The sequence below is a fragment of the Paucihalobacter sp. genome, from assembly GCF_036825875.1.
Lineage (GTDB): Bacteria > Bacteroidota > Bacteroidia > Flavobacteriales > Flavobacteriaceae > Paucihalobacter.
The window spans coordinates 1-21,328 of record NZ_DAISXK010000037.1; the positions used below are offsets into that span (position 1 = coordinate 1).

Sequence of the window (21,328 nt, forward strand, 5' to 3'; positions counted from 1 at the left end):
TTTTAATGACACACTGCATAAAATTTTGTACTTTTGCATGTTTTTTGATTTGAATAAGTAAAACAGATATCATTATGAAGGATAAGAGGATATTATATGTGTCTTCGGAGGTCGTGCCGTATTTACCAGAAACTGAAATTTCATCAATGTCGTTTGAAGCCCCAAAAATGGTAAACAAGCAAGGCGGACAGATACGTATATTTATGCCAAGGTTCGGAAACATTAATGAACGCAGACATCAATTACACGAGGTTATTCGACTATCCGGTATAAATTTAGTTATTAATGACTTGGACATGCCGCTAATTATAAAAGTTGCTTCAATTCCTAAAGAAAGAATACAAGTCTACTTCATTGATAATGAAGATTATTTTAAAAGAAAGGCTACTTTAACCGACGAAGATGGGTCGCTTTATCCCGATAATGACGAACGCGCCATATTTTTTGCAAAAGGTGTCGTAGAAACTGTAAAGAAACTCAACTGGTCACCAGATATAATTCATGTTAACGGCTGGCTAGCTGCGCTTCTGCCACTCTATTTAAAAGCTTATTTTAAAGGTGAGCCACTTTTTAGCGAAAGCAAAATTGTCACCTCCGTATACAATCAAACATTCGAAGGAACGTTAAATACGAATATGATAGATAAAATTAAGTTTGATAACATTGCGGAAGAACACATTAAAGTGCTTTCAACTCCAAATTTTGTCAATCTTATGAAGGTTGCAATTGATCATTCCGATGCCATTATTCAAGGCTCAAGTGAATTACCTTCAGAATTAATGGATTATATGAAAGCCTCTGAAAAACCATTACTGGATTATTATTCTTTAGAAGAATTTGCAGAACCTTTCACCGAATTTTATAAAACAAAAGTTTTACAATAAGTATATTACCCGAATGAAAATGAATAAAAATCTACTGCACCTTATATTTGGTGCTTGTTTATTAGCAATACTATTCGTGAGCTGCGAAACAGAATTTGTGAGCCTAGACTCAGATGTTTTAAACAACAACAACGCTACAAATTTTGGCAATAATAGCGAACGGTTTAATATTAAGGCCTATACCAAATTATTGGGCCCTATACAAACAAGCAACTTGCCAATTTATTCATTAGGAGTTTATAGCGATCCTTTTTATGGCCAAACAACGGCTAGTGTTGTAACTCAGATTACATCATCAACTCTAAATCCCAATTTTGGGGTTAATCCAGTTTTAGATTCTGTGGTCCTTACCATTCCATATTTCAGTAGAAGTGTAGGAGTTGGAGAAGATAATAGGTTAGAATTTGAGTTAGATTCGGTTTTTGGCAGTGATCCAATTAAACTAAGCATTTATGAAAACAATTTTTTCCTTAGAAGCTTCGATCCAAACTTGGGCTTAAATGAACAGCAAAGTTATTATTCCAACGGTACGACTTCTGAATCAGATTTTATAGATCCTTCAAGCTTAGAAGGCACCTTATTACATGTTGTAGATGAACTTGCTCCTGATAATAGCCTAATTGTTTTAGAAAACGAAGAAGGAGAAATTACAGGAACACTCAATCCTTCCATTAGAGTAAAATTCACCAACCTCGAATATTGGCAAAACAAAATAATTGATAAGCAAGGTGAACCAGAATTGAGCAATCAAAGTAATTTTAATAACTATTTTAGAGGCTTGTATTTTAAAGCAGAACCAATAAATGGCATTGGGAATTTAATGCTGTTAAATTTAAATCAAGTAGACGCCAATATTACGCTTTACTACAAAAAAGACCCAATTACCGAAGGAAATGACAAAGAAGCTACAACTTTTACATTAACTTTTTCTGGCAATAGAGTTAATTTCTTAACCAACGAATTCGTGTTTCCTATTTCTGATGGCGATCCCATTAACGGAGACGAACAACTTTTTTTGAAAGGTGCTCAAGGCTCCTTAGCGGTTTTAAATTTATTTGACGGCGATGAGGAAGGGAACTCAAGCATTTTAGAAAATTTGAGAAACGACTTCAAAAATGAAAATGATAACACAAAAAAGAGACTCGTTAACGAAGCGCATTTAGTGGTTTATGTAGATCAAACAGCAACGGCAAACTTAGTGGAACCTAGAAGGCTTTTCCTTTACGATTTAACAAACAACAGACCGCTTTTAGATTATTTTCAAGACAACAACAACAATACATTCCCACAGGCATCAATTATAAACCACCTTGGCCCACTTCAAACAACCGAAGGCAAAGGTGTTAAATACAGATTTAGAATTACAGAGCACATCAGAAATATCATTTTTAACGATTCAACAAACGTAAAGTTAGGCCTTTCAGTTTCTGGGAATGTTAATTTAGAAACTATTAACCAGTATAATGTTTTGTCATCAAGCAATGAATTTAATAAAATTCCACTAAGTAGTAATATCACCCCTAGAAGTACTATTCTGCATGGCAATCAATCACCTATTGAAGAAAAACGTTTATATTTAGAAATTTTTTACACTGAACCAGAAAATTAATTACTTATGTGCGGAATTGTAGGTTACTTAGGGCATCGTGAAGCTTACCCAATTTTAATAAAAGGTTTACAACGCTTAGAATACCGCGGCTATGACAGTGCTGGCATTGCTATATACGATGGCGACACTATTAAAATGTCAAAAACCAAAGGAAAAGTTTCTGATCTTATAGACTGTGTAAAAGCAGAAATTAACACAAAGGGTACATTAGGTATTGGGCATACACGTTGGGCTACGCATGGTGTGCCGAATAAGGTAAACTCGCATCCACACTACTCTAATTCTGGTAATTTGGTCATTATTCACAATGGCATTATTGAAAATTACGAGACCTTAAAAAAGGAACTTACCAAAAGAGGTTACATATTTCATTCCGATACTGACACAGAAGTGCTGGTTAATCTTATTGAAGACATCCAAATTAAAGAAAAAATAAAGCTTGGAAAAGCAGTTCAAATTGCGCTCAATCAAGTTGTGGGTGCTTATGCCATTGCGGTATTTGATAAAAATAAACCAAACGAAATTGTGGTGGCAAAATTAGGTAGCCCATTAGCAATAGGTATTGGAGATGATGAATTTTTTATTGCGAGCGACGCATCGCCATTTATAGAATACACTAAAAATGCCATTTATCTGGAAGATGAGGAAATGGCCATTATCCGAAGCGGCAAAAAAATCCGTGTCAGAAAAATAAGCGACGATTCGCTTATCGACCCTTATATTCAAGAGCTACAACTAAATTTAGAGCAAATTGAGAAAGGTGGTTACGATCACTTTATGCTCAAGGAAATTTACGAACAACCAAGCGCAATTTTAGATACTTTCAGAGGTAGACTTTTAAGTGATCAGGCCATTATAAAAATGTCTGGCGTTGAAGACAACATGAAACGTTTTCTAAATGCCCCTAGAATAATAGTGGTTGCCTGTGGTACTTCTTGGCATGCTGGCTTGGTTTCAGAGTATATTTTTGAAGACTTGGCGAGAATTCCTGTTGAAGTTGAATACGCTTCTGAATTCAGATACCGCAATCCAGTTATTAACGAAAATGATGTGGTTATCGCCATTTCACAATCGGGTGAAACGGCAGATACCTTGGCTGCGATTAAATTAGCGAAAAGCAAAGGTGCTTTTGTGTTTGGGGTATGTAATGTGGTTGGATCGTCCATCGCAAGAGAAGCCGATGCTGGTGCTTACACCCATGCTGGACCAGAAATCGGTGTCGCTTCTACAAAAGCCTTCACCACTCAAATTACAGTATTAACGTTAATCGCTTTAAGATTAGCACGCGCCAAAGGAACGATTTCAAGTTCAGACTTTAGAAGACATTTATTAGAATTAGAACTGATTCCCGAAAAGGTTAAAACTGCTTTAACAACTGATGACATTGTTAAAACCATAGCAAATGTTTACAAAGATTCCAGAAACTTTTTATACCTAGGAAGAGGTTACAATTTTCCTGTAGCTCTTGAAGGCGCTTTAAAATTAAAAGAGATTTCTTACATCCATGCTGAAGGTTATCCAGCAGCAGAAATGAAACACGGCCCAATCGCACTTATAGACGAGCACATGCCGGTAGTAGTGATTGCGACCAATAAAGGACACTACGATAAAGTGGTGAGTAACATTCAAGAAATTAAATCGCGAGAAGGTAAAATTATAGCTGTTGTTACTAAAGGTGATACGGCTGTAAAAGAATTAGCCGACTACGTTATTGAAGTTCCTGAAACGATTGAATCCTTAACACCATTACTCACTACAATTCCACTCCAACTTTTATCGTATCACATTGCAGTGATGCTCAACAAAAATGTAGATCAACCTAGAAATTTAGCCAAAGCCGTTACTGTAGAATAAAATAATGTCGTCTTTTCTTTCTTGTTTTTTCTTTCAAGAAGTTACAATATGCTATTTAAATAGCCTGATTTTAAGAATAATTAAAATTTACTTCACAAATTTTGCACTTTTTACAGTGTGTTAAGAGATTATTATTATATTGCTAATATAAAATTAACATTCCCTAATATGAACACAAAAACAATTGTAAAGCTTTTTGCATTACTACTATCTGTTTTTTCCTATGGACAAACTATTGTAAAAGGTACCATTACCGACAATAGCGGTCAGCCAATTCCAGGAGCCAACATTATAGTAGTTGGAACTACCACAGGAGCCGTTTCCGATTTTGACGGTAATTACATTTTAAACTACATGCAGGATCCACCTTTTTCCATCGAGGTGAGTAGCATTGGATTTCAAAATGTTATTAAAGAAGTAACCAAAAAAAACCAAACCTTAGATTTTACGCTGGTTGAAGGTACCGAACTTGATGAAGTAATTATTTCAGCATCAAGAACACCAGAACGAATTTTCGAATCACCTGTTACGGTAGAACGATTTGGACTGAAAGAAATTAAAAACACAGCCTCTTCCGATTTCTACGACGGTTTAGAAAACCTAAAAGGAATAGACATTAACACCAACAGTTTAACCTTTAAATCGATCAATACTAGAGGTTTTGCCACATTTGCAAATACCCGATTTATGCAATTGGTTGACGGTATGGATAACTCGGCACCAGCCTTAAACTTCCCATTGGGGAACTTGCTTGGTATGACCGAAACAGATGTTCAAAGTGTTGAAATTTTGCCTGGTGCAGCATCCGCACTTTATGGTGCGAACGCTTTTAACGGTATTCTTTTTATGCAAAGTAAAAGTCCGTTTGACCACGCAGGCATCAGCGCTTATGTAAAACAAGGGATTACTTCACAAGAAGCTGCAGGCGACAACTCTTACACAGATTTAGGTATTAGAATGGCACACAAGTTTAGCGATCACTTCGCTGCCAAGGTAAATTTTGGTTATTTGAAAGGAACCGATTGGCACGCCACCAATGAAGAAGACAAATTAAACCGTGGCCTAACTCGTGCCGACCTAGATTACGACGGTGTTAACATTTATGGAGATGAAGTTGCTACGAACATTAGAGCTGCTTCTGGCGGACTTGGTGTAGTTCCAGATGTAGTGGTAAGTAGAACTGGTTATGCCGAGCAGGATTTAACCAATTACAACGCCGAAAGTATAAAAGCCGATTGGGGCTTGTATTTAAGACCTTGGGCTAATGATTTTGAAATTCAATACGTTGGTAAAGTCGGTTCTGGTAATACTATCTATCAAGGAGCCAACCGTTACAATATTGCAGGATTCTTTTTACAACAACACAAATTAGAAATAAAAAATAAAAACTTTTTCGTTCGAGGCTACGTCACTGAAGATAAAGCTGGAGATTCCTATGACATGGTATTCACAGGAATTAACATTAACAGACAATGGAAACCAGATCAACAATGGTTTCAGGAATATATTGGCACCTACGTTGGTGCAACTTTTGGAGGCGCCACCGAAGCTCAAGCCCATGCGGCAGCACGTGCTCAAGCAGAGACTGGCAGACTTCTTCCAGGAACTCCGGAATTTCAAGCAGCTTTCGATCGCGTGACCACAGATCCTAATTTACTAACCGGTTCAAAATTCCAAGATAACTCAAAAATCTACCACGCCGATTACAATTATAACTTCAGTCATTTAATAGATTTTGCAGAAATTCAAGTTGGTGGTTCATTTAGAGAATACCAATTAAATTCTTTTGGAACTATTTACACCGACAATGATGGTCCAATTGATTACTCTGAACTTGGTGTTTATACCCAAATTCAAAAAGCTTTAGAATTAAGCGAAAATGTAAAGCTTAAATTAACAGGATCGTTGCGTTATGACAAATCAGAATTGTTTGATGGTTTCTTTTCGCCAAGACTTTCAGCAGGTTTCACGGTTAACGAAAACCACAACATCCGAGGTTCATTCCAAACTGGATTTAGAAATCCAACTACACAAGATTTATATATTGGTTTAGATGTTGGTCGTGCCATCTTAGTTGGAGGTGCTGCAGATAACCCAGAGCGTGATGTTAGAAACTATGGATTAAGTCCAGCGGGAACTGCTATAACTGGCCAAAGCAATATTGCCTTTGATGGCCTTGGAGCTTACACCAATTCCTTCTTTGCTAGTTCTGTACAAGTTTTTGGCGAATCTACAAACCCAGCAGATTTAAGAGTGGCAAATTCAAACTTTGTGAAACCTGAACAAGTAACTTCATTTGAAGTTGGTTATAGAGGAAAATTAAATAAGGTAATAGTTGATGCTTCGGCTTACTACAACAATTACAAAGATTTCTTAGCAAACGAAACCGTAATTGCACCATTTTATGGAGATGTTGCCTTAACACAAACCTTACCTGGTGGCATACCTTTGGCTGTTGCTGCTATTGCGAACGGCGATTTCCAAGCCTATCAAACTTATACCAACTCCGATGCTGAGGTTAATTCTTATGGTGCAGCCATTGGAGTAACCACCAAATTATTTGGCAATTACGATTTAGGCATGAATTACACCTATGCCAAATTAGATTTTGACAGAACACAAAATCCAGATTTTAGAACCAACTTCAATACACCTGAACACAAAGTAAAAGCTAGTTTTGGAAACACAGATTTGTTTAAAAACTTTGGTTTTAATGTAGCTTGGAGATGGAGTGATTCCTTTTTCTGGGAAGCTTCCTTTGGTGATGGTGACGTGCCAGCATTTCATGTTATAGATGCTCAAGTCAATTACAGAATCCCTTCGTTGAAATCTACTATTAAAGTTGGCGCTACCAACCTTTTACAAGATGAATACTTTACAGCATTCGGAACTGGATTTATCGGGTCTCAGTATTATGTGTCCCTAACTATTAATAACTTATAAAACTGAAAATTATCATGTTTAAAATAAAATATATTTGGCTGTTGTTACTTTTTATAAGTTTCACAGCATGTAACAACGACGACGATTCTGGGGAACCAACAGTGGTTTTACCAGAACTGACTTCCGGTGAAGCTGATTTCTCAAAATTTGTAACTTTAGGAAATTCACTAACGGCCGGATTTACTGACAATGCATTGTTTATTGCTAGTCAGAATAATTCCTTACCTAACATTTTGTCACAGAAGTTTGCGCTTGTTAGCGGTGGAAGTTTTAACCAACCCCTGATGAACGATAATTTTGGAGGCATTGCTATTGGCGGACAACGTATACTACAACCGAGATTGGTATTTGGCGGTGCTGGGCCAGTGCCGTTAGAATCCCTTATCGGGCCAGTTACAGTATCTACCGATTTAGCCATAAACAACCCAACAGGACCATTTAACAATATGGGAGTTCCCGGAGCCAAAAGCTTTCATTTAGTTGCGCCTGGATATGGAAATATTGCTGGTGTTGCTATTGGTGCTGCCAATCCCTATTTTGTGAGAATGGCATCAAGTCCTAACACCACAATTATAGCCGACGCGCTTGCCCAAAACCCAACATTTTTCAGTCTTTGGGCAGGAAATAATGACGTTCTCGGTTTTGCAACTTCTGGAGGCAGTGGTGTGAGTCAAGAAGGTAATTTAGACCCTTCAACTTATGGCGGAAACGATATTACAGACAGTAATGTTTTCGCAAGTGTGTTCTCACAACTAGTCGCAGGACTTACTGCAAACGGCGCCAAGGGCATCGTTGCTAATATTCCGGATGTTACTACCATTCCTTTTTTCACTACCGTACCTCACAACCCAGTTCCACTCGATGCTAACACTGCCGCAGCAGTTAATGGTGCTTATGCAACATATAATGGCGGTTTATTACAGGCCGAACAGGCTGGGTTTATAGATGCTGACGAGCGTGCTGCACGTACCATAAACTTTACGGCTTCAAGCAATAACGCGGTTGTTATTGTAGACGAAGACCTTACTAATCTAGGCGCCTTAGGATTGCCTAATTTCAGACAAGCCACTGCCAACGATTTGTTAGTATTGCCAGCCTCTAGTTTTATAGGTACCCTTGCAGACCCAAGCAATCCATTATCAGTTAATGGTGTAGCAATACCACTAGCCGACCAATGGGTTTTAACACCTGAAGAACAGCAAATGGTAGCTACTGCAACGCAAAGTTATAACAACACTATTGCAGCTGTTGCAGCCGCTAATGGTTTGGCTTTTGTTGATGCCAATGCCTTATTAACACAATTATTTAATGGTGGCATTCCTTCAGGTAACTTTATACTTACAGCGAACTTGGTTACAGGTGGTGCTTTCTCTTTAGATGGTGTACACCCAAATGCTAGAGGTTATGCCTTAATAGCCAATGAATTTATGAAAGCTATTGATCTTGCTTACGGTTCAAATTTTGAAGACTCAGGAAACTTTGTAGATGTTGGAAATTATCCAACCAATTATTCTCCAACAATTCAGTAAATTATAAAATAAATCCTATTCAAAACACCTCATTTTCTGAGGTGTTTTTTTATGTTTAGAAAAGTAAAAAAAACTTTATTTTAAATTAAAAACTTCTATCTTTGCAGCGCGAAAAACACCCGTGTTTTCCATAATTAAATCGCATTAAATTAAACATATAAGTAATGTCTAAAGTTACAGGTAAAGTTGCCCAAATAGTTGGTCCGGTTATAGATGTAGAATTTGCATCTGGCTCAGAATTGCCAAAAATTTACGATTCACTAGAAATAACTCAAGCCGATGGTTCGCTATTGGTGCTTGAAGTTCAGTCTCATATTGGTGAAGATACCGTGAGAACTATAGCAATGGACTCGTCTGATGGATTAAGTAGAGGCGTTGAGGTAGTTGCTACAGGTGCACCTATCCAAATGCCAATTGGTGAAGATGTTTACGGACGTCTTTTTAACGTTATTGGTGATGCCATTGACGGACTTGGTAACCTACCAAAAGCTGGTGACAAAGGCTTGCCAATTCACAGAGAAGCGCCAAAATTTGAAGATTTATCAACTTCTACCGAAGTTTTATTTACAGGTATTAAAGTAATCGACCTTATTGAGCCTTACGCAAAAGGTGGTAAAATTGGTCTTTTTGGTGGTGCTGGTGTAGGTAAAACTGTATTAATTCAGGAGTTGATTAACAATATCGCAAAAGGACACGGTGGTCTTTCTGTATTTGCTGGTGTAGGAGAACGTACGCGTGAAGGAAACGATTTACTCCGTGAAATGTTAGAATCTGGTATTATTAAATACGGTGATGATTTTATGCATTCTATGGAAGAAGGCGGTTGGGATTTGACCAAGGTTGACAAAAACTTAATGAAGCAATCGAAAGCTACCTTTGTTTTTGGACAGATGAACGAACCACCAGGAGCACGTGCGCGTGTTGCTTTATCAGGTTTAACCATTGCAGAGTATTTCCGTGATGGCGCTGGTGAAGGACAAGGAAAAGACGTGTTGTTTTTCGTTGATAATATTTTCCGTTTTACCCAAGCGGGTTCAGAGGTGTCTGCACTTTTAGGTCGTATGCCGTCTGCGGTAGGTTACCAACCAACATTGGCAACTGAAATGGGTGCCATGCAGGAGCGTATTACGTCAACCAAAAGAGGCTCTATTACATCGGTTCAAGCGGTGTATGTGCCTGCGGATGATTTAACCGATCCAGCGCCTGCAACAACCTTTGCTCACTTAGATGCCACTACGGTTTTATCACGTAAAATTGCCGAGCTTGGTATTTATCCAGCGGTAGATCCTTTAGATTCAACCTCAAGAATTTTAACAGCCGATATTTTAGGTGCTGATCATTATAACTGCGCACAACGCGTAAAAGAGTTGTTACAACGCTACAAAGAATTGCAAGATATTATCGCCATTTTAGGTTTGGAAGAATTATCTGAAGAAGATAAATTGGCAGTATCGCGTGCCAGACGTGTACAACGTTTCTTATCTCAACCTTTCCATGTAGCCGAACAGTTTACAGGAATTCCAGGAGTTTTGGTAGATATTAAAGAAACCATCAAAGGATTTAATATGATTATGGAAGGTGAATTAGACCACTTACCAGAAGCAGCTTTTAACCTTAAAGGTAGTATTGAAGAAGCTATTGAAGCTGGAGAAAAAATGTTAGCAGAAGCTTAATCAAGTTCAGAGTTATGAGTTCGGAGTTCAAAGTTGAAACTCACAACTCACAACTCACAACTCATAACTAGAAAAGATGTATTTAGAAATCGTATCGCCAGAGGCCACCTTATTTAGCGGAGAAGTTACAAGCGTTTCTGTTCCTGGAATAAACGGAGAATTTGAAATGCTCAACAACCACGCCCCTATTGTGTCTATACTTAAAAATGGACATGTAAAAATTGTTGGTGATTTGGAACTAAGCAACGCATCGGCCTCTAAATTCATAAAAAAAGAAAAGGGCTATTGGTTACCAATTAACTCCGGAACGATTGAAATGAACTCAAATAAGGTAATTGTTTTGGCGGATTAAAATCGAATTCCATTATAAATTTATACAAATGCGAGGTAATTTTACTTCGCATTTTTTATTTTAAAAAATAATCCGACTGTATGCTATGTAATTATTAAATTTTGACGTTACAAAATTTGTTTTTCAACGTTTTAAAGTAAAATGCGCAGTATAGGTCCTGGGAGAACCGTCCTCACTCAAATAATCAACTTTAAACCAATAATCGTTGGTAGGCATTAACGCCCCATTAAAGGTTCCGTCCCAACCAGAAAGCGATGGATTCACAACGGCAAGCATTTTACCATATCTGTCAAAAATGCTAATCCTAGCGTTTGATTGGTCTCTTAAACACGGGATATTCCAAAAATCGTTTATAGAATCGCCATTGGGTGTGAAAAATTTAGGATACTCTAAAATCTGAAAAGCTTCAACTGCGGTGTTACTGCAGCCCGAAGTTTCCCTGACGGAAATTAGATGCTCCTCACAACCAGATATATTACTGAATATATTATTTGGAACCCATCGACCGCCATCCAGTTGGTATTCATAGTCACCAGTTCCGCCATCAACCGTTACCACCGCAGTTTGATTGTAACTAAATGGTTCTGAAACCACCTCAACCACTACTGAAAGCTCCAATACAGGAAGCACTTCAATTGTTAAAAATGTTTCTGCTGCACACTGATTAGGATTTGGTGTAAAGGTATAGGTTGTTGTTTCAGTATTGTTCAATACTGGAAACCAAGAGCCACTAATCCCATTATTTGAAATTATTGGTAAATTGTCTAATGCATCACCTTCACAAATAAAATCAACCGTGTCAAAACTCGGAATTATAGGATCCGATACTGTAATTTCTAAAGTAGATGTTGTAGTACAACCTTGATTTAAATCGGGCGTAAATGTATAAATAGTGGTCACTGTATTATCTAAATTAGGTGACCAAGTACCAGAAATTCCATTATTCGAAACCGTTGGAAGTGCTTCTAAAAATTCTCCCGGACAAATAGTACCGACAGGATCAAAAAGTGGCACAATACTCGGAATTATCTGAATGATTAAATCGATATCATTAGCACACTGATTGCCATTAGGTGTAAAAGTATAGGTAGTTGTTGCTGTATTATTTATTTGAGGAGACCAGGTGCCTGTGATGCCATTATTAGAGGTTGTAGGCAAATCTGAAATGGTTTCACCTTCACAAAATGGAGCAACCATATCAAATTCAGGATTAATTAAGGGCGTAACGATAATCGTAAGGGTTGTTTCTATGGCACATTGTTCTGCGTCTGGTGAAAAAGTATACAGCGTAGTTTGCGTTGTATCTAAGGCTGGCGACCAAGTGCCAGAAATTCCATTATTTGAAACGGTCGGTAGCGCATCAATCGTGTCGCCTTCGCAAATTGTATCAATTGCGGTAAACTCTGGTGTGATTAATGGGTTTACAACAATTTCTAAAGTAACTTGTTGCTCACATGCATCAACTTCATCTGGTGTAAAGGTATAAGTTGTGGTGGTTGTATTGTCTAAGGGTGGTGACCATGTACCAGCTATACCATTGTTAGAGATGCTGGGTAATTCTGCAAGGGTATCTCCTTCGCATATAGCCTCAACAGCATCAAAAATCGGAATTTGTAATGGGTTGACCACAATGTCTAGAGTTGTTGAATTTGCACAAGGGTTGTCAGGTGTAAACGTATAGGTCGTAGTTTGGGTATTATTTAAAGCAGGAGACCAAGTGCCAATAATACCATTAACAGAAGTGGTAGGCAATTCTGAAAGCGCATCTCCGTCACAAATGGGCGCTACCGGATTGAAAATAGGGTCTTCAACAGGAAATACAGATAGCGTAAATTCTTCAACGGTTGTATCGCCACAAACATCACTTATGGTTACTGTGTACGTGGTGGTGGTGGTTGGAGAAAATTCAGGATTTGCAATGTTGGGATTACTAATTCCGTTGGTTGGAGTCCATGAGTAAGAATCCCCACTCGGAATAGTGGCATCAATAACCTTTGAAGATCCAAAACAAATAAAATCGTCTTGGAGTTGCAGATTATCTACAAAAGAAATACTGTTAAAACATACCTCGTGAATATTAGTTAATCCACCGGTTGAACCAACAAAACCAAAAAACACAGTGTCATCACCAGAAAAAATTGTTGATTTTACGTCTTGATTCAAAGTCAAACGCAACACACAGTCAAAATAAACCCTTAAAGTATTGGTAGTGGCTAGCCACTCTATCTTTATTTCATGTGCATTACCGTCTTCTATGTTCAAACTGGTAGCGCTTGCTTGTATTGGACCTGCGAGATTACTTGCGCCAATGTTATGATTCGGTTCGCCGTTTCTCATTATGGCAATATGATCCCAGGTAGGATCACCTAAATCGGTATTCTGATAAGTATCAAATTCTATAACTAAAGATGGTGATATACCTGCATACCCCAATCCACCACCAGAGTTACCAATTTCGGGGTTAGAGTTCCTTTTAAAAACCAATGCCATTCCGTCAGCGCCATTGGCATCTTGAGAACCAAAATTATTTTGATACAAAATGGTAAAATCCGAATCAAAATCAATAGGATTGTCATACCAAACGCCACCTGTCTGGTTTGGTAAATTTTGAGTAATGGTATAACAATTATTACCTTGATCTAAGGCATCACCAATAACTGTCGCATTTAACTGTGCTGTAATCCTACTAGTTGTAAATAATGTTAATACAACTAGGCTGTATATTCTAAAGTGCAATTTTTTTTTCCTTTTATTACCTCAATATACCAAATGCGGTCTTGATTTGCAATTAAGATTGTTATTTAATTTATAATAATGGTAATCAAATAAATCCGTCAGGAACAATGCATCCTTAATATATTCTAAAATATCCGAAGGCTCACAATCTAAGGCTATGTATATGGCTTCAAGGGTTGAAAAGTGAACCACTACAATCGACTCACATGAATGGGTTAAATCATAGAAAACACTTTTGACAGTTGAAAATAATTCTAACTTTGCTTCAAATTGAGATACTATGAGACCTGTAATCCTATTAGGGTTAGTACTAATTAGTAATTTTTTGTTTTTTAATGGTTTTGCTCAAAATCTACCAACACAAAGTTTAGATTCTGTCACCATTACCTCAACCCGTATCGATATACCATTCAAAGAAAATTCCAGAACCATCACGGTTATCACTGCTGCCGACATCAAAAACAGCGCCGCTGTCAACGTAGCGGATTTATTACAACAATTTGCAGGTGTTGATATTCGTCGCAGAGGCACTGGTGGTAGCCAAGCCGATTTACACATTAGAGGTGGTGGGTTTGATCAAACCTTGCTGTTGATTGATGGTATTAAAATGGACGATTCGCAAACTGGTCATCACACCATGAATGCTGCTTTACCATTAGAAGTTATTGAACGCATTGAAATCATTAAAGGGCCTGCCGCTCGTATTTTTGGTCAAAATGCCTTTACAGGCGCTATCAATATTGTTACCAAAAACCAATTGTCTAATACTGTTTCAACTAATATTGAAACCGGTTCTTTCGGGCAGTTTAATGGCTCGGTTACGGTGGGAAGTGAGCTTAACAACTCATCGCATTTAGTGCATGCTGGCAAAGTTACTTCGGATGGGTATCGAATTAATTCAGATTATGACAACTCCAATTATTTTCTAAAAAGTGTGTTCAACAAAAACAATCAGCCCATTGAAATGATTGCCACCTTTTTCGATCGGAAATTTGGAGCTCAGAACTTCTACACAACGAATCCCACTTTTTTTGAATACGAAGAAACCCAAAACAGCCTAGTTGCCTTCACCACTAAATTCCAATCAGAAAAACTCAAAATTCAACCCAGAGTTTATTGGAAACGCAATCAGGATATGTTTTTGTTAAGGCGTGACGAGCCCACCTTTTTTAGAAATTTCCACATTACTCATAAAGTGGGTGCTGAAGCCAATGCTTCTTATACTTCAAAAGCAGGTGTTACAGGTTTTGGGGTAGATTTATCGCATATTTCAATTAGCAGTAACAATTTGGGTGAACGCAACAGGTTTATGGCCAATATTTTTGTTGAGCATTTATTCAAATTGGCCAATGATCAACTTGATATAACTCCAGGAGTAGCCCTAACCTATTTTTCGGATTTTAAATTTCATGCATTTCCTGGTATAGATATTGGGTTTCAAATTTCCGAAGATTTTAGAACCTACGGAAACGTTGGTTACACCTATCGTATTCCCACCTACACCGACTTGTTTTACAGCGATCCCGCAACGCAGGGCAATCCGGATTTGGAACCCGAAGAGGCTTTTGCACAGGAAATCGGTATTAAATACATAACTCCAAAATTATCAGCATCGTTAGCCATTTTTAACCGCGATGCAACTAATCTCATTGATTATATCAGACCTGATACAGACGACGCTGTTTTTACGGCCACCAACATCACCGAGGTCAATACCAAAGGTTTCGAATTTGATGCGGCTTACAATTTTAAATTAAAAGGTTTTACTCAAAGCCTAAATTTTGGTTATGCCTATTTAGATGATAATATTCTGGATCAAAATCAAGATTTATCAAGGTATTCACTCAACACACTCAAACATCAATATACGTCGAGATTTAGTTCTCAATTGTTTAAAAATGTGCGCCAAAATATTGTTTACAAATACGCCGAACGCACCACGGGTCAAACTTACAATGTTTGGGACGCCTCTATATTCATGCAAATTAAAACTGTGGAGCTTAGCATAACTGCCAATAATATTTTTGATGCTGATTACATTGAAACTGGTTTTGTACCCATGCCGCCTAGCAATGTACTGTTTGGTTTGCGGTATAATTTTAATTAAATATTTAACACTTTAGTCAACCCAATTGGTAACGTTTTCTTAACTTTGAAGATTATCATTTTCTATGTCAACACTTAATCTTCAAGACATTCCTCGTGTAAAAAACATTAGCAAGGAAGATTTTATAAAGCATTATTTTAAACCACAAAAACCTGTGGTTATAGAGCGATTTATTGAAGATTGGCCTGCGTTTGATAAATGGAATTTAGACTACATGAAATCTGTGGCTGGTCATAAAACAATCCCGCTTTATGACAATAGACATGTGCACCATAAAGATGGTTTTAACCAACCGCATGCCGAGATGAATATGTCTGATTATATTGACCTATTAAAAAGTGAGCCCACAAAATACCGTATTTTTCTTTGGAATATTTTAAAAGAAGTTCCCGTCTTACAGCAGGATTTCCAATATCCTGATTTTGGATTAAAACTTATGAAGGGTTTACCAATGCTGTTTTTTGGCGGAAAAGATTCCTACACTTTTATGCATTACGATATTGATTTGGCCAATATTTTTCATTTTCATTTTGAAGGAAAAAAGCAGTGTATTTTATTCGACCAACAACAAAATAAATATTTGTACAAAGTACCACATTCACTAATTACCCGCGAAGATATTGATTTTTCCAATCCTGATTTCCATAAGTGGCCAGCACTTAAAAATGCCAAAGGCTGGATTTGCGAGCTCAATCACGGTGAAGTGTTGTATATGCCCGAAGGATACTGGCATTATATGCGTTACATAGCTCCTGGGTTCTCAATGAGCTTGAGAGCTATTGCACGTCATCCTAAAAATCTCTCTAAAGCAATCTATAACCTATTTGTAATGCGAAATATTGATAATCTAATGCGCAAGCTTAAAGGACAACGCTGGATTGAATGGAAAAACGAACGGGCTTTAATCAATACCTCTAAAGGTATATCCAGATAATTAATTTTTTCTGAACCTTCATTTCTTTTTAACTTAACTTTTTTTGTGGGATTTCCGCAATTAAAAGAATTCTAATTACTCTATATTTGTTCATATTTTTCAATTTATGCTAATAGCAATACTATCTGGATTTCTTTTTGCATTTATTCTGGTATTCGCCGGAAAGCATCTTAAGAACAAATATGCCATCGTTTCGGCTATTGTTCCTTTAGGGCTATTTATATATTTTTTACAATTTGTAAATCGGATAGCTGCTGGCGAGGTCATTACCAAAACCTACCAGTGGATCCCATCCTTAAATGTTAATCTAGGTTTTACCTTAGACGGTATTTCTTTAATTTTTTCATTGATGATTACCGGAATTGGGTTTCTTGTTTTCGTTTATACCGCGGCCTATTTAAAAGGCCACCACTACCTAGATCGCTTTTACGGCTACTTGGCCATATTTATGGCAGCCATGCTTGGTTTGGTGCTGTCCGATAATATCTTATCACTATTTATTTTCTGGGAACTCACCAGTATTAGTTCTTTCTTTTTAATTGGTTTTAACAACAAAGAAAAATCGTCGAGAGAGTCGGCTGTTTTAGCACTGGCGATTACTGGCATTGGTGGCCTTTTGTTATTGGCCGGTGCTCTTATATTAGGCAACATTACAGGAACCTACAGTATTGCCGAAATGCTGTCGTCCCAATCAATAATATCCGATAGCCCGCATTACATCATTATTGTGCTATTACTTTTTGGAGCCGCTTTTACCAAATCGGCACAATTCCCGTTTCATTTTTGGTTACCAGGTGCCATGAAAGCGCCTACGCCCGTATCAACTTATCTCCATTCAGCAACCATGGTAAAAGCAGGTATTTATTTGCTGATGCGTTTCACACCTGTTTTGGGAAGTACTGAACTTTGGAATACAACTTTAATTATTGTAGGTGCAGTAACCATGTTATATGCGGCCATTCACACGCTTTTTAGAACCGATTTAAAGGGGATTTTAGCCTATTCCACTATTTCGGCACTGGGGATTTTAGTGTTTTTAATTGGACTAGGAACCAAAGATGCCTTGATCGCTGCTTGTGTTTTTATTCTGGTACATGCATTTTATAAAGCCTGCTTATTCCTTGTAACAGGAATTATTGACCACGAAACTGGAACAAGAGATGCTACGGTACTATCTGGATTGCGCAAAGTAATGCTGCCTGTGGCAATTGCTGGAATATTGGCAGCTGTTTCAAATGCCGGTATTCCGCCAAGTTTTGGGTTTTTAGGCAAGGATTTAATTTATGAATCTACCTTGCACATGGGCGATATGGCCATAGTGTTGACAGCCTTAGCTGTTTTAACCAATATTTTGTTATTATATGCTGGTTTTGTTGCTGGTGTGAAACCTTTTACCGGAAAATTACCCTCGCAATTTGAAAAGGTACATTTGCCAAGTTATTTAATGTGGGTACCACCACTAATTTTGGCAGTTGGCGGTATTGTTATAGGATTATTCCCCAGTATTATTGAAGGTGCACTAATCAAGCCTGCGGTTACGGTGTTGGGGGCGAACAGCGGCGACATACATCTCAAACTTTGGCACGGCTTTAATACTATTTTGGCATTAAGCGCAACGACCATTGGTATTGGTTTAATGTTGTATTTTATATTAAAACCTTCTGAAAAACTAGTGCAATTGGCACAAAGATTTGAAATTATTTCACCGCAAAATATAGTTGAATCTATAGCTTATGGCTTTGGTTACTTTTCAAGTTACTGGTCTAAAATTGTTCAAAATGGTTATCTGCGAAACTACATTGCGACCATCATTATCTTTTTAATTATTGTAGTTGGTTACACGCTTTTTAACCACACCACTTTTGAAATTGATTATGATTCTTTTGCTGAACTTACCGTTTATGAAATACTCACCTTGGTGTTAATGATTGTCGGAATACTTTACACCGTATTTACCAAATCGCGTTTAGCAGCAGTAGCTTCTATGGGTGTTGTAGGTTTGGCTATAAGTTTGATATTTGTGTATTACAGCGCACCCGATTTGGCGATGACTCAGTTTTTAATAGACACTTTAACAGTTATCCTTTTTGTATTGGTGCTGTATAAACTCCCTAAATATCTAAATATTTCTAACACTGCTAATCGTATCAAGGATGGCGTGATTTCTATAGCTTTTGGTTCTTTAATTATGATTTTGGCCTTAGAGGTTTTAAGTCAACCACAAAATAACGAAACCAGTAGTTTTTATGCTGACAATGCTTACATACTAGCCAAAGGTAAGAATGTAGTAAATGTCATATTGGTGGATTTCAGAGGTATTGATACCTTTATGGAAATTTCGGTGTTAACCATCGCTGCTATTGGTGTATTTTCTTTAATAAAATTACGACTGGCTAAAAAATTTAGAAACAAGTAGAACCATGAAAACACTGATATTAAAAACGGCTTCTAAATATTTACTGCCATTACTGCTATTGTTTTCGGTATTTATTTTGTTACGCGGACATTACTTGCCGGGTGGCGGTTTTGTTGGCGGGCTTATCGCGTCCATAGCCTTCGTGGTGCATGCCTTCGCCAACGGCTTAGAACAAACTAAAGATTTATTGCGTATTCATCCAGGATATCTTATGCCTGTTGGATTATTAGTTGCCTTTATAGCTGGTATTTCCCCAATTTTTATATCAGCTTTACCTTTTATGACTGGTGAATGGTTTGCCGAACCCTTGGCTGTAATAGGCATGGTTGGCTCAGCACTATTTTTTGATATTGGCGTGTATATCGTGGTGATAGGCGTTTCTTTAACTATTATTTTTACAATAACTGAATCGGCATAAACATGGAGTTTCTACTAGCATTGGTTACGGGTTTATTATATGCAGCAGGTTTGTATATGATGTTACGGCGCAGTTTGGTAAAGCTTATCATCGGACTTATTTTAATTGGAAACGGTGCCAATATGCTTATTTTTTTATTAGGAAGAATCACCAAAGGCTTACCGCCAATTATTCCAGAAGAATCTAAAGTGTTTTTAGAACCCTATGCCGACCCGGTTCCACAAGCATTGATTTTAACGGCCATTGTAATTAGTTTTGGTTTGCAATCGTTTGCAATCGTGTTGATAAAACGCGCTTACAAAGTGGTAAAAACTGATGATTTAGACCAAATGAACTCAACAGACGAATATTCATGATAAATCACATTGTTTTATATCCAATTTTGGTTCAGTTGTTTTTCGCAATTGTTCTTCTGTTTGCTTGGAATAGTGTTAGGCTACAGAAATCTATCAGTATATTTGGTTGTATTGTAAGCTTAGCCTTATCTATTTGGCTATTTATAACCATTTGGACTAAAGGAACTTTAACGGTACAAGCAGGCAATTGGGAAGCGCCATTTGGCATTACTTTTGTCGCCGATATTTTTGCTGCAACCTTAGTCTTACTAACTGCTATTAGCGGGCTGGCTGTTACTATATTTTCGGCTGGGACTATTTTATTATCCCGATTTAAATTTGGCTTCCTGCCCGTTTTCCATTTCTTATTACTTGGCTTAAACGGGGCTTTTTTAACAGGTGATATTTTTAATTTATACGTTTGGTTCGAAATAATTATCATCAGTTCATTTGTACTAATTACCTTAGGTGGTGAAAAAAAGCAGCTAGAAGGTGCTATCAAATATTTCACCTTAAATATTTTAGCATCCATGATTTTCTTAACGGCTATTGCTGTACTTTATGGACTAACAGGATCGCTCAACATGGCTGATTTAGCACTTAAAGTTGCTGAAATCGACAACAGGGGGTTGGTTGAAATTACGGCCTTGTTATTTTTGATTGGATTTGGAATTAAAGCCGCTATTTTTCCACTGTATTTTTGGTTGCCAGCATCGTACCATACGCCACCACCAGCCGTTATGGCAATTTTTGGGGGTTTACTTACCAAAGTTGGCGTGTATGCGCTCATTAGGGTATTTACCTTGATTTTTGTGGGTGAAGATTTTCTTGAAACCATCATTTTAAGTATTGCAGGCTTAACCTTATTCTCGGGTGCTGTTGGTGCTTTGGTTCAAAATAATATTGTAAAAGTCTTTTCTTATCTTATCATTTGTCATATTGGATTTATGATTTTAGGTCTTGGACTTTATACTGAAGCAGCCATCGCCGGTGCCGTGTTTTACTTAATACACGATATTGTAGTTAAAACCAATTTGTTTATGGTAAGCGGACTCATTTACCGCATTAAGGGAACCTTTAGTATGCGCGATTTGGGTAGACTTTACGCCCATCACCCCATGTTTTCATTGTTGATGATTATTCCGTTGTTTTCACTTATTGGCATTCCTCCATTATCAGGATTTTGGCCAAAACTTGCGCTTATTACCGAAAGCTTTAAAATTGGGAACTACTGGTTAATTGGCGCGGTATTATTTGCTACCTTTATTACCTTATTTGTAATTGCGCGCATGTGGTCGGAAGTGTTTTGGAAAGACGGTCCTGTTTTAAAACGGATTCCAAACTTTAGATATTTTAGACTTTTAAACAAAAAACAAAAATTACAAATGATAGTACCTATGGTATTCTTGGCAATGGTGTCACTTTACATTGGTTTTGGTGCTGAACACATACAGCGTTTGTCATCGCGAATTGCACAAGAGCTCATGAACAACCAATTATATATTGAAGCTGTTCTAAATAAATAGAATTAAAACTAT

General features: G+C 37.4%; 15 protein-coding genes. 13 read left to right on the forward strand and 2 right to left on the reverse strand.

Annotation, left to right across the window (positions count from 1 at the left end; all coding sequences use genetic code 11):
• Window positions 1–74 precede the first annotated feature (74 nt).
• The 7 genes from V7Z48_RS10430 to V7Z48_RS10460 all read left to right on the forward strand — a co-directional run bounded on the left by V7Z48_RS10430 (window position 75) and on the right by V7Z48_RS10460 (window position 10,844).
• Window positions 75–884, forward strand: a complete 810-nt coding sequence (locus V7Z48_RS10430) for a glycogen/starch synthase (protein WP_334113391.1) — start codon at window positions 75–77, stop codon at window positions 882–884.
• Window positions 885–903: 19 nt separating this feature from the next.
• Window positions 904–2,493, forward strand: a complete 1,590-nt coding sequence (locus V7Z48_RS10435) for a DUF4270 domain-containing protein (protein ID WP_334113392.1) — start codon at window positions 904–906, stop codon at window positions 2,491–2,493.
• Window positions 2,494–2,499: 6 nt separating this feature from the next.
• Window positions 2,500–4,347 (forward strand): glutamine--fructose-6-phosphate transaminase (isomerizing), encoded by a 1,848-nt coding sequence (glmS, locus tag V7Z48_RS10440; RefSeq protein WP_334113393.1) that lies wholly within the window; start codon window positions 2,500–2,502, stop codon window positions 4,345–4,347.
• A gap of 168 nt (window positions 4,348–4,515) precedes the next feature.
• The gene (locus tag V7Z48_RS10445) at window positions 4,516–7,290 is read left to right on the forward strand and encodes a TonB-dependent receptor (RefSeq protein ID WP_334113394.1); all 2,775 of its coding nucleotides are present in this window, start codon (window positions 4,516–4,518) and stop codon (window positions 7,288–7,290) included.
• 14 nt (window positions 7,291–7,304) lie between these two features.
• Entirely contained in the window at window positions 7,305–8,819 is a 1,515-nt protein-coding gene (locus V7Z48_RS10450; protein ID WP_334113395.1) for a G-D-S-L family lipolytic protein, read from the forward strand.
• A gap of 164 nt (window positions 8,820–8,983) precedes the next feature.
• A complete protein-coding gene (atpD, locus tag V7Z48_RS10455) occupies window positions 8,984–10,492 on the forward strand; it encodes a F0F1 ATP synthase subunit beta (protein ID WP_334113396.1) in 1,509 nt (502 codons plus the stop codon).
• A 76-nt stretch (window positions 10,493–10,568) separates the two neighbouring features.
• A complete protein-coding gene (locus tag V7Z48_RS10460) occupies window positions 10,569–10,844 on the forward strand; it encodes a F0F1 ATP synthase subunit epsilon (RefSeq protein WP_334113397.1) in 276 nt (91 codons plus the stop codon).
• Window positions 10,845–10,967: 123 nt separating this feature from the next.
• On the opposite strand, the gene V7Z48_RS10465 is transcribed toward V7Z48_RS10460, so the two are convergent.
• Window positions 10,968–13,580 carry a lectin-like domain-containing protein gene (locus V7Z48_RS10465; protein ID WP_334113398.1) on the reverse strand — a complete coding sequence of 871 codons (2,613 nt, stop codon included), beginning with the start codon at window positions 13,578–13,580 and terminating at the stop codon, window positions 10,968–10,970.
• Window positions 13,581–13,601: 21 nt separating this feature from the next.
• Window positions 13,602–13,772 carry a helix-turn-helix domain-containing protein gene (locus tag V7Z48_RS10470; RefSeq protein ID WP_334113399.1) on the reverse strand — a complete coding sequence of 57 codons (171 nt, stop codon included), beginning with the start codon at window positions 13,770–13,772 and terminating at the stop codon, window positions 13,602–13,604.
• 88 nt (window positions 13,773–13,860) lie between these two features.
• On the opposite strand from V7Z48_RS10470, the gene V7Z48_RS10475 reads away from it, so the two are divergent.
• The 6 genes from V7Z48_RS10475 to V7Z48_RS10500 all read left to right on the forward strand — a co-directional run bounded on the left by V7Z48_RS10475 (window position 13,861) and on the right by V7Z48_RS10500 (window position 21,316).
• On the forward strand, window positions 13,861–15,687 hold the full coding sequence (locus V7Z48_RS10475) for a TonB-dependent receptor plug domain-containing protein (RefSeq protein ID WP_334113400.1): 1,827 nt from the start codon (window positions 13,861–13,863) through the stop codon (window positions 15,685–15,687).
• A gap of 64 nt (window positions 15,688–15,751) precedes the next feature.
• The gene (locus V7Z48_RS10480; RefSeq protein ID WP_334113401.1) at window positions 15,752–16,621 is read left to right on the forward strand and encodes a cupin-like domain-containing protein; all 870 of its coding nucleotides are present in this window, start codon (window positions 15,752–15,754) and stop codon (window positions 16,619–16,621) included.
• Between the two features lie 106 nt (window positions 16,622–16,727).
• On the forward strand, window positions 16,728–19,037 hold the full coding sequence (locus tag V7Z48_RS10485; protein ID WP_334113402.1) for a putative monovalent cation/H+ antiporter subunit A: 2,310 nt from the start codon (window positions 16,728–16,730) through the stop codon (window positions 19,035–19,037).
• Between the two features lie 4 nt (window positions 19,038–19,041).
• Complete coding sequence (locus V7Z48_RS10490) at window positions 19,042–19,455, forward strand: Na+/H+ antiporter subunit B (protein ID WP_334113403.1); 414 nt, start codon at window positions 19,042–19,044, stop codon at window positions 19,453–19,455.
• A 2-nt stretch (window positions 19,456–19,457) separates the two neighbouring features.
• Window positions 19,458–19,811, forward strand: a complete 354-nt coding sequence (locus V7Z48_RS10495; RefSeq protein WP_334113404.1) for a Na+/H+ antiporter subunit C — start codon at window positions 19,458–19,460, stop codon at window positions 19,809–19,811.
• The gene (locus tag V7Z48_RS10500; protein WP_334113405.1) at window positions 19,808–21,316 is read left to right on the forward strand and encodes a proton-conducting transporter transmembrane domain-containing protein; all 1,509 of its coding nucleotides are present in this window, start codon (window positions 19,808–19,810) and stop codon (window positions 21,314–21,316) included. The genes V7Z48_RS10495 and V7Z48_RS10500 overlap by 4 nt, the downstream gene beginning before the upstream one ends.
• The last annotated feature ends 12 nt before the right edge of the window (window positions 21,317–21,328 follow it).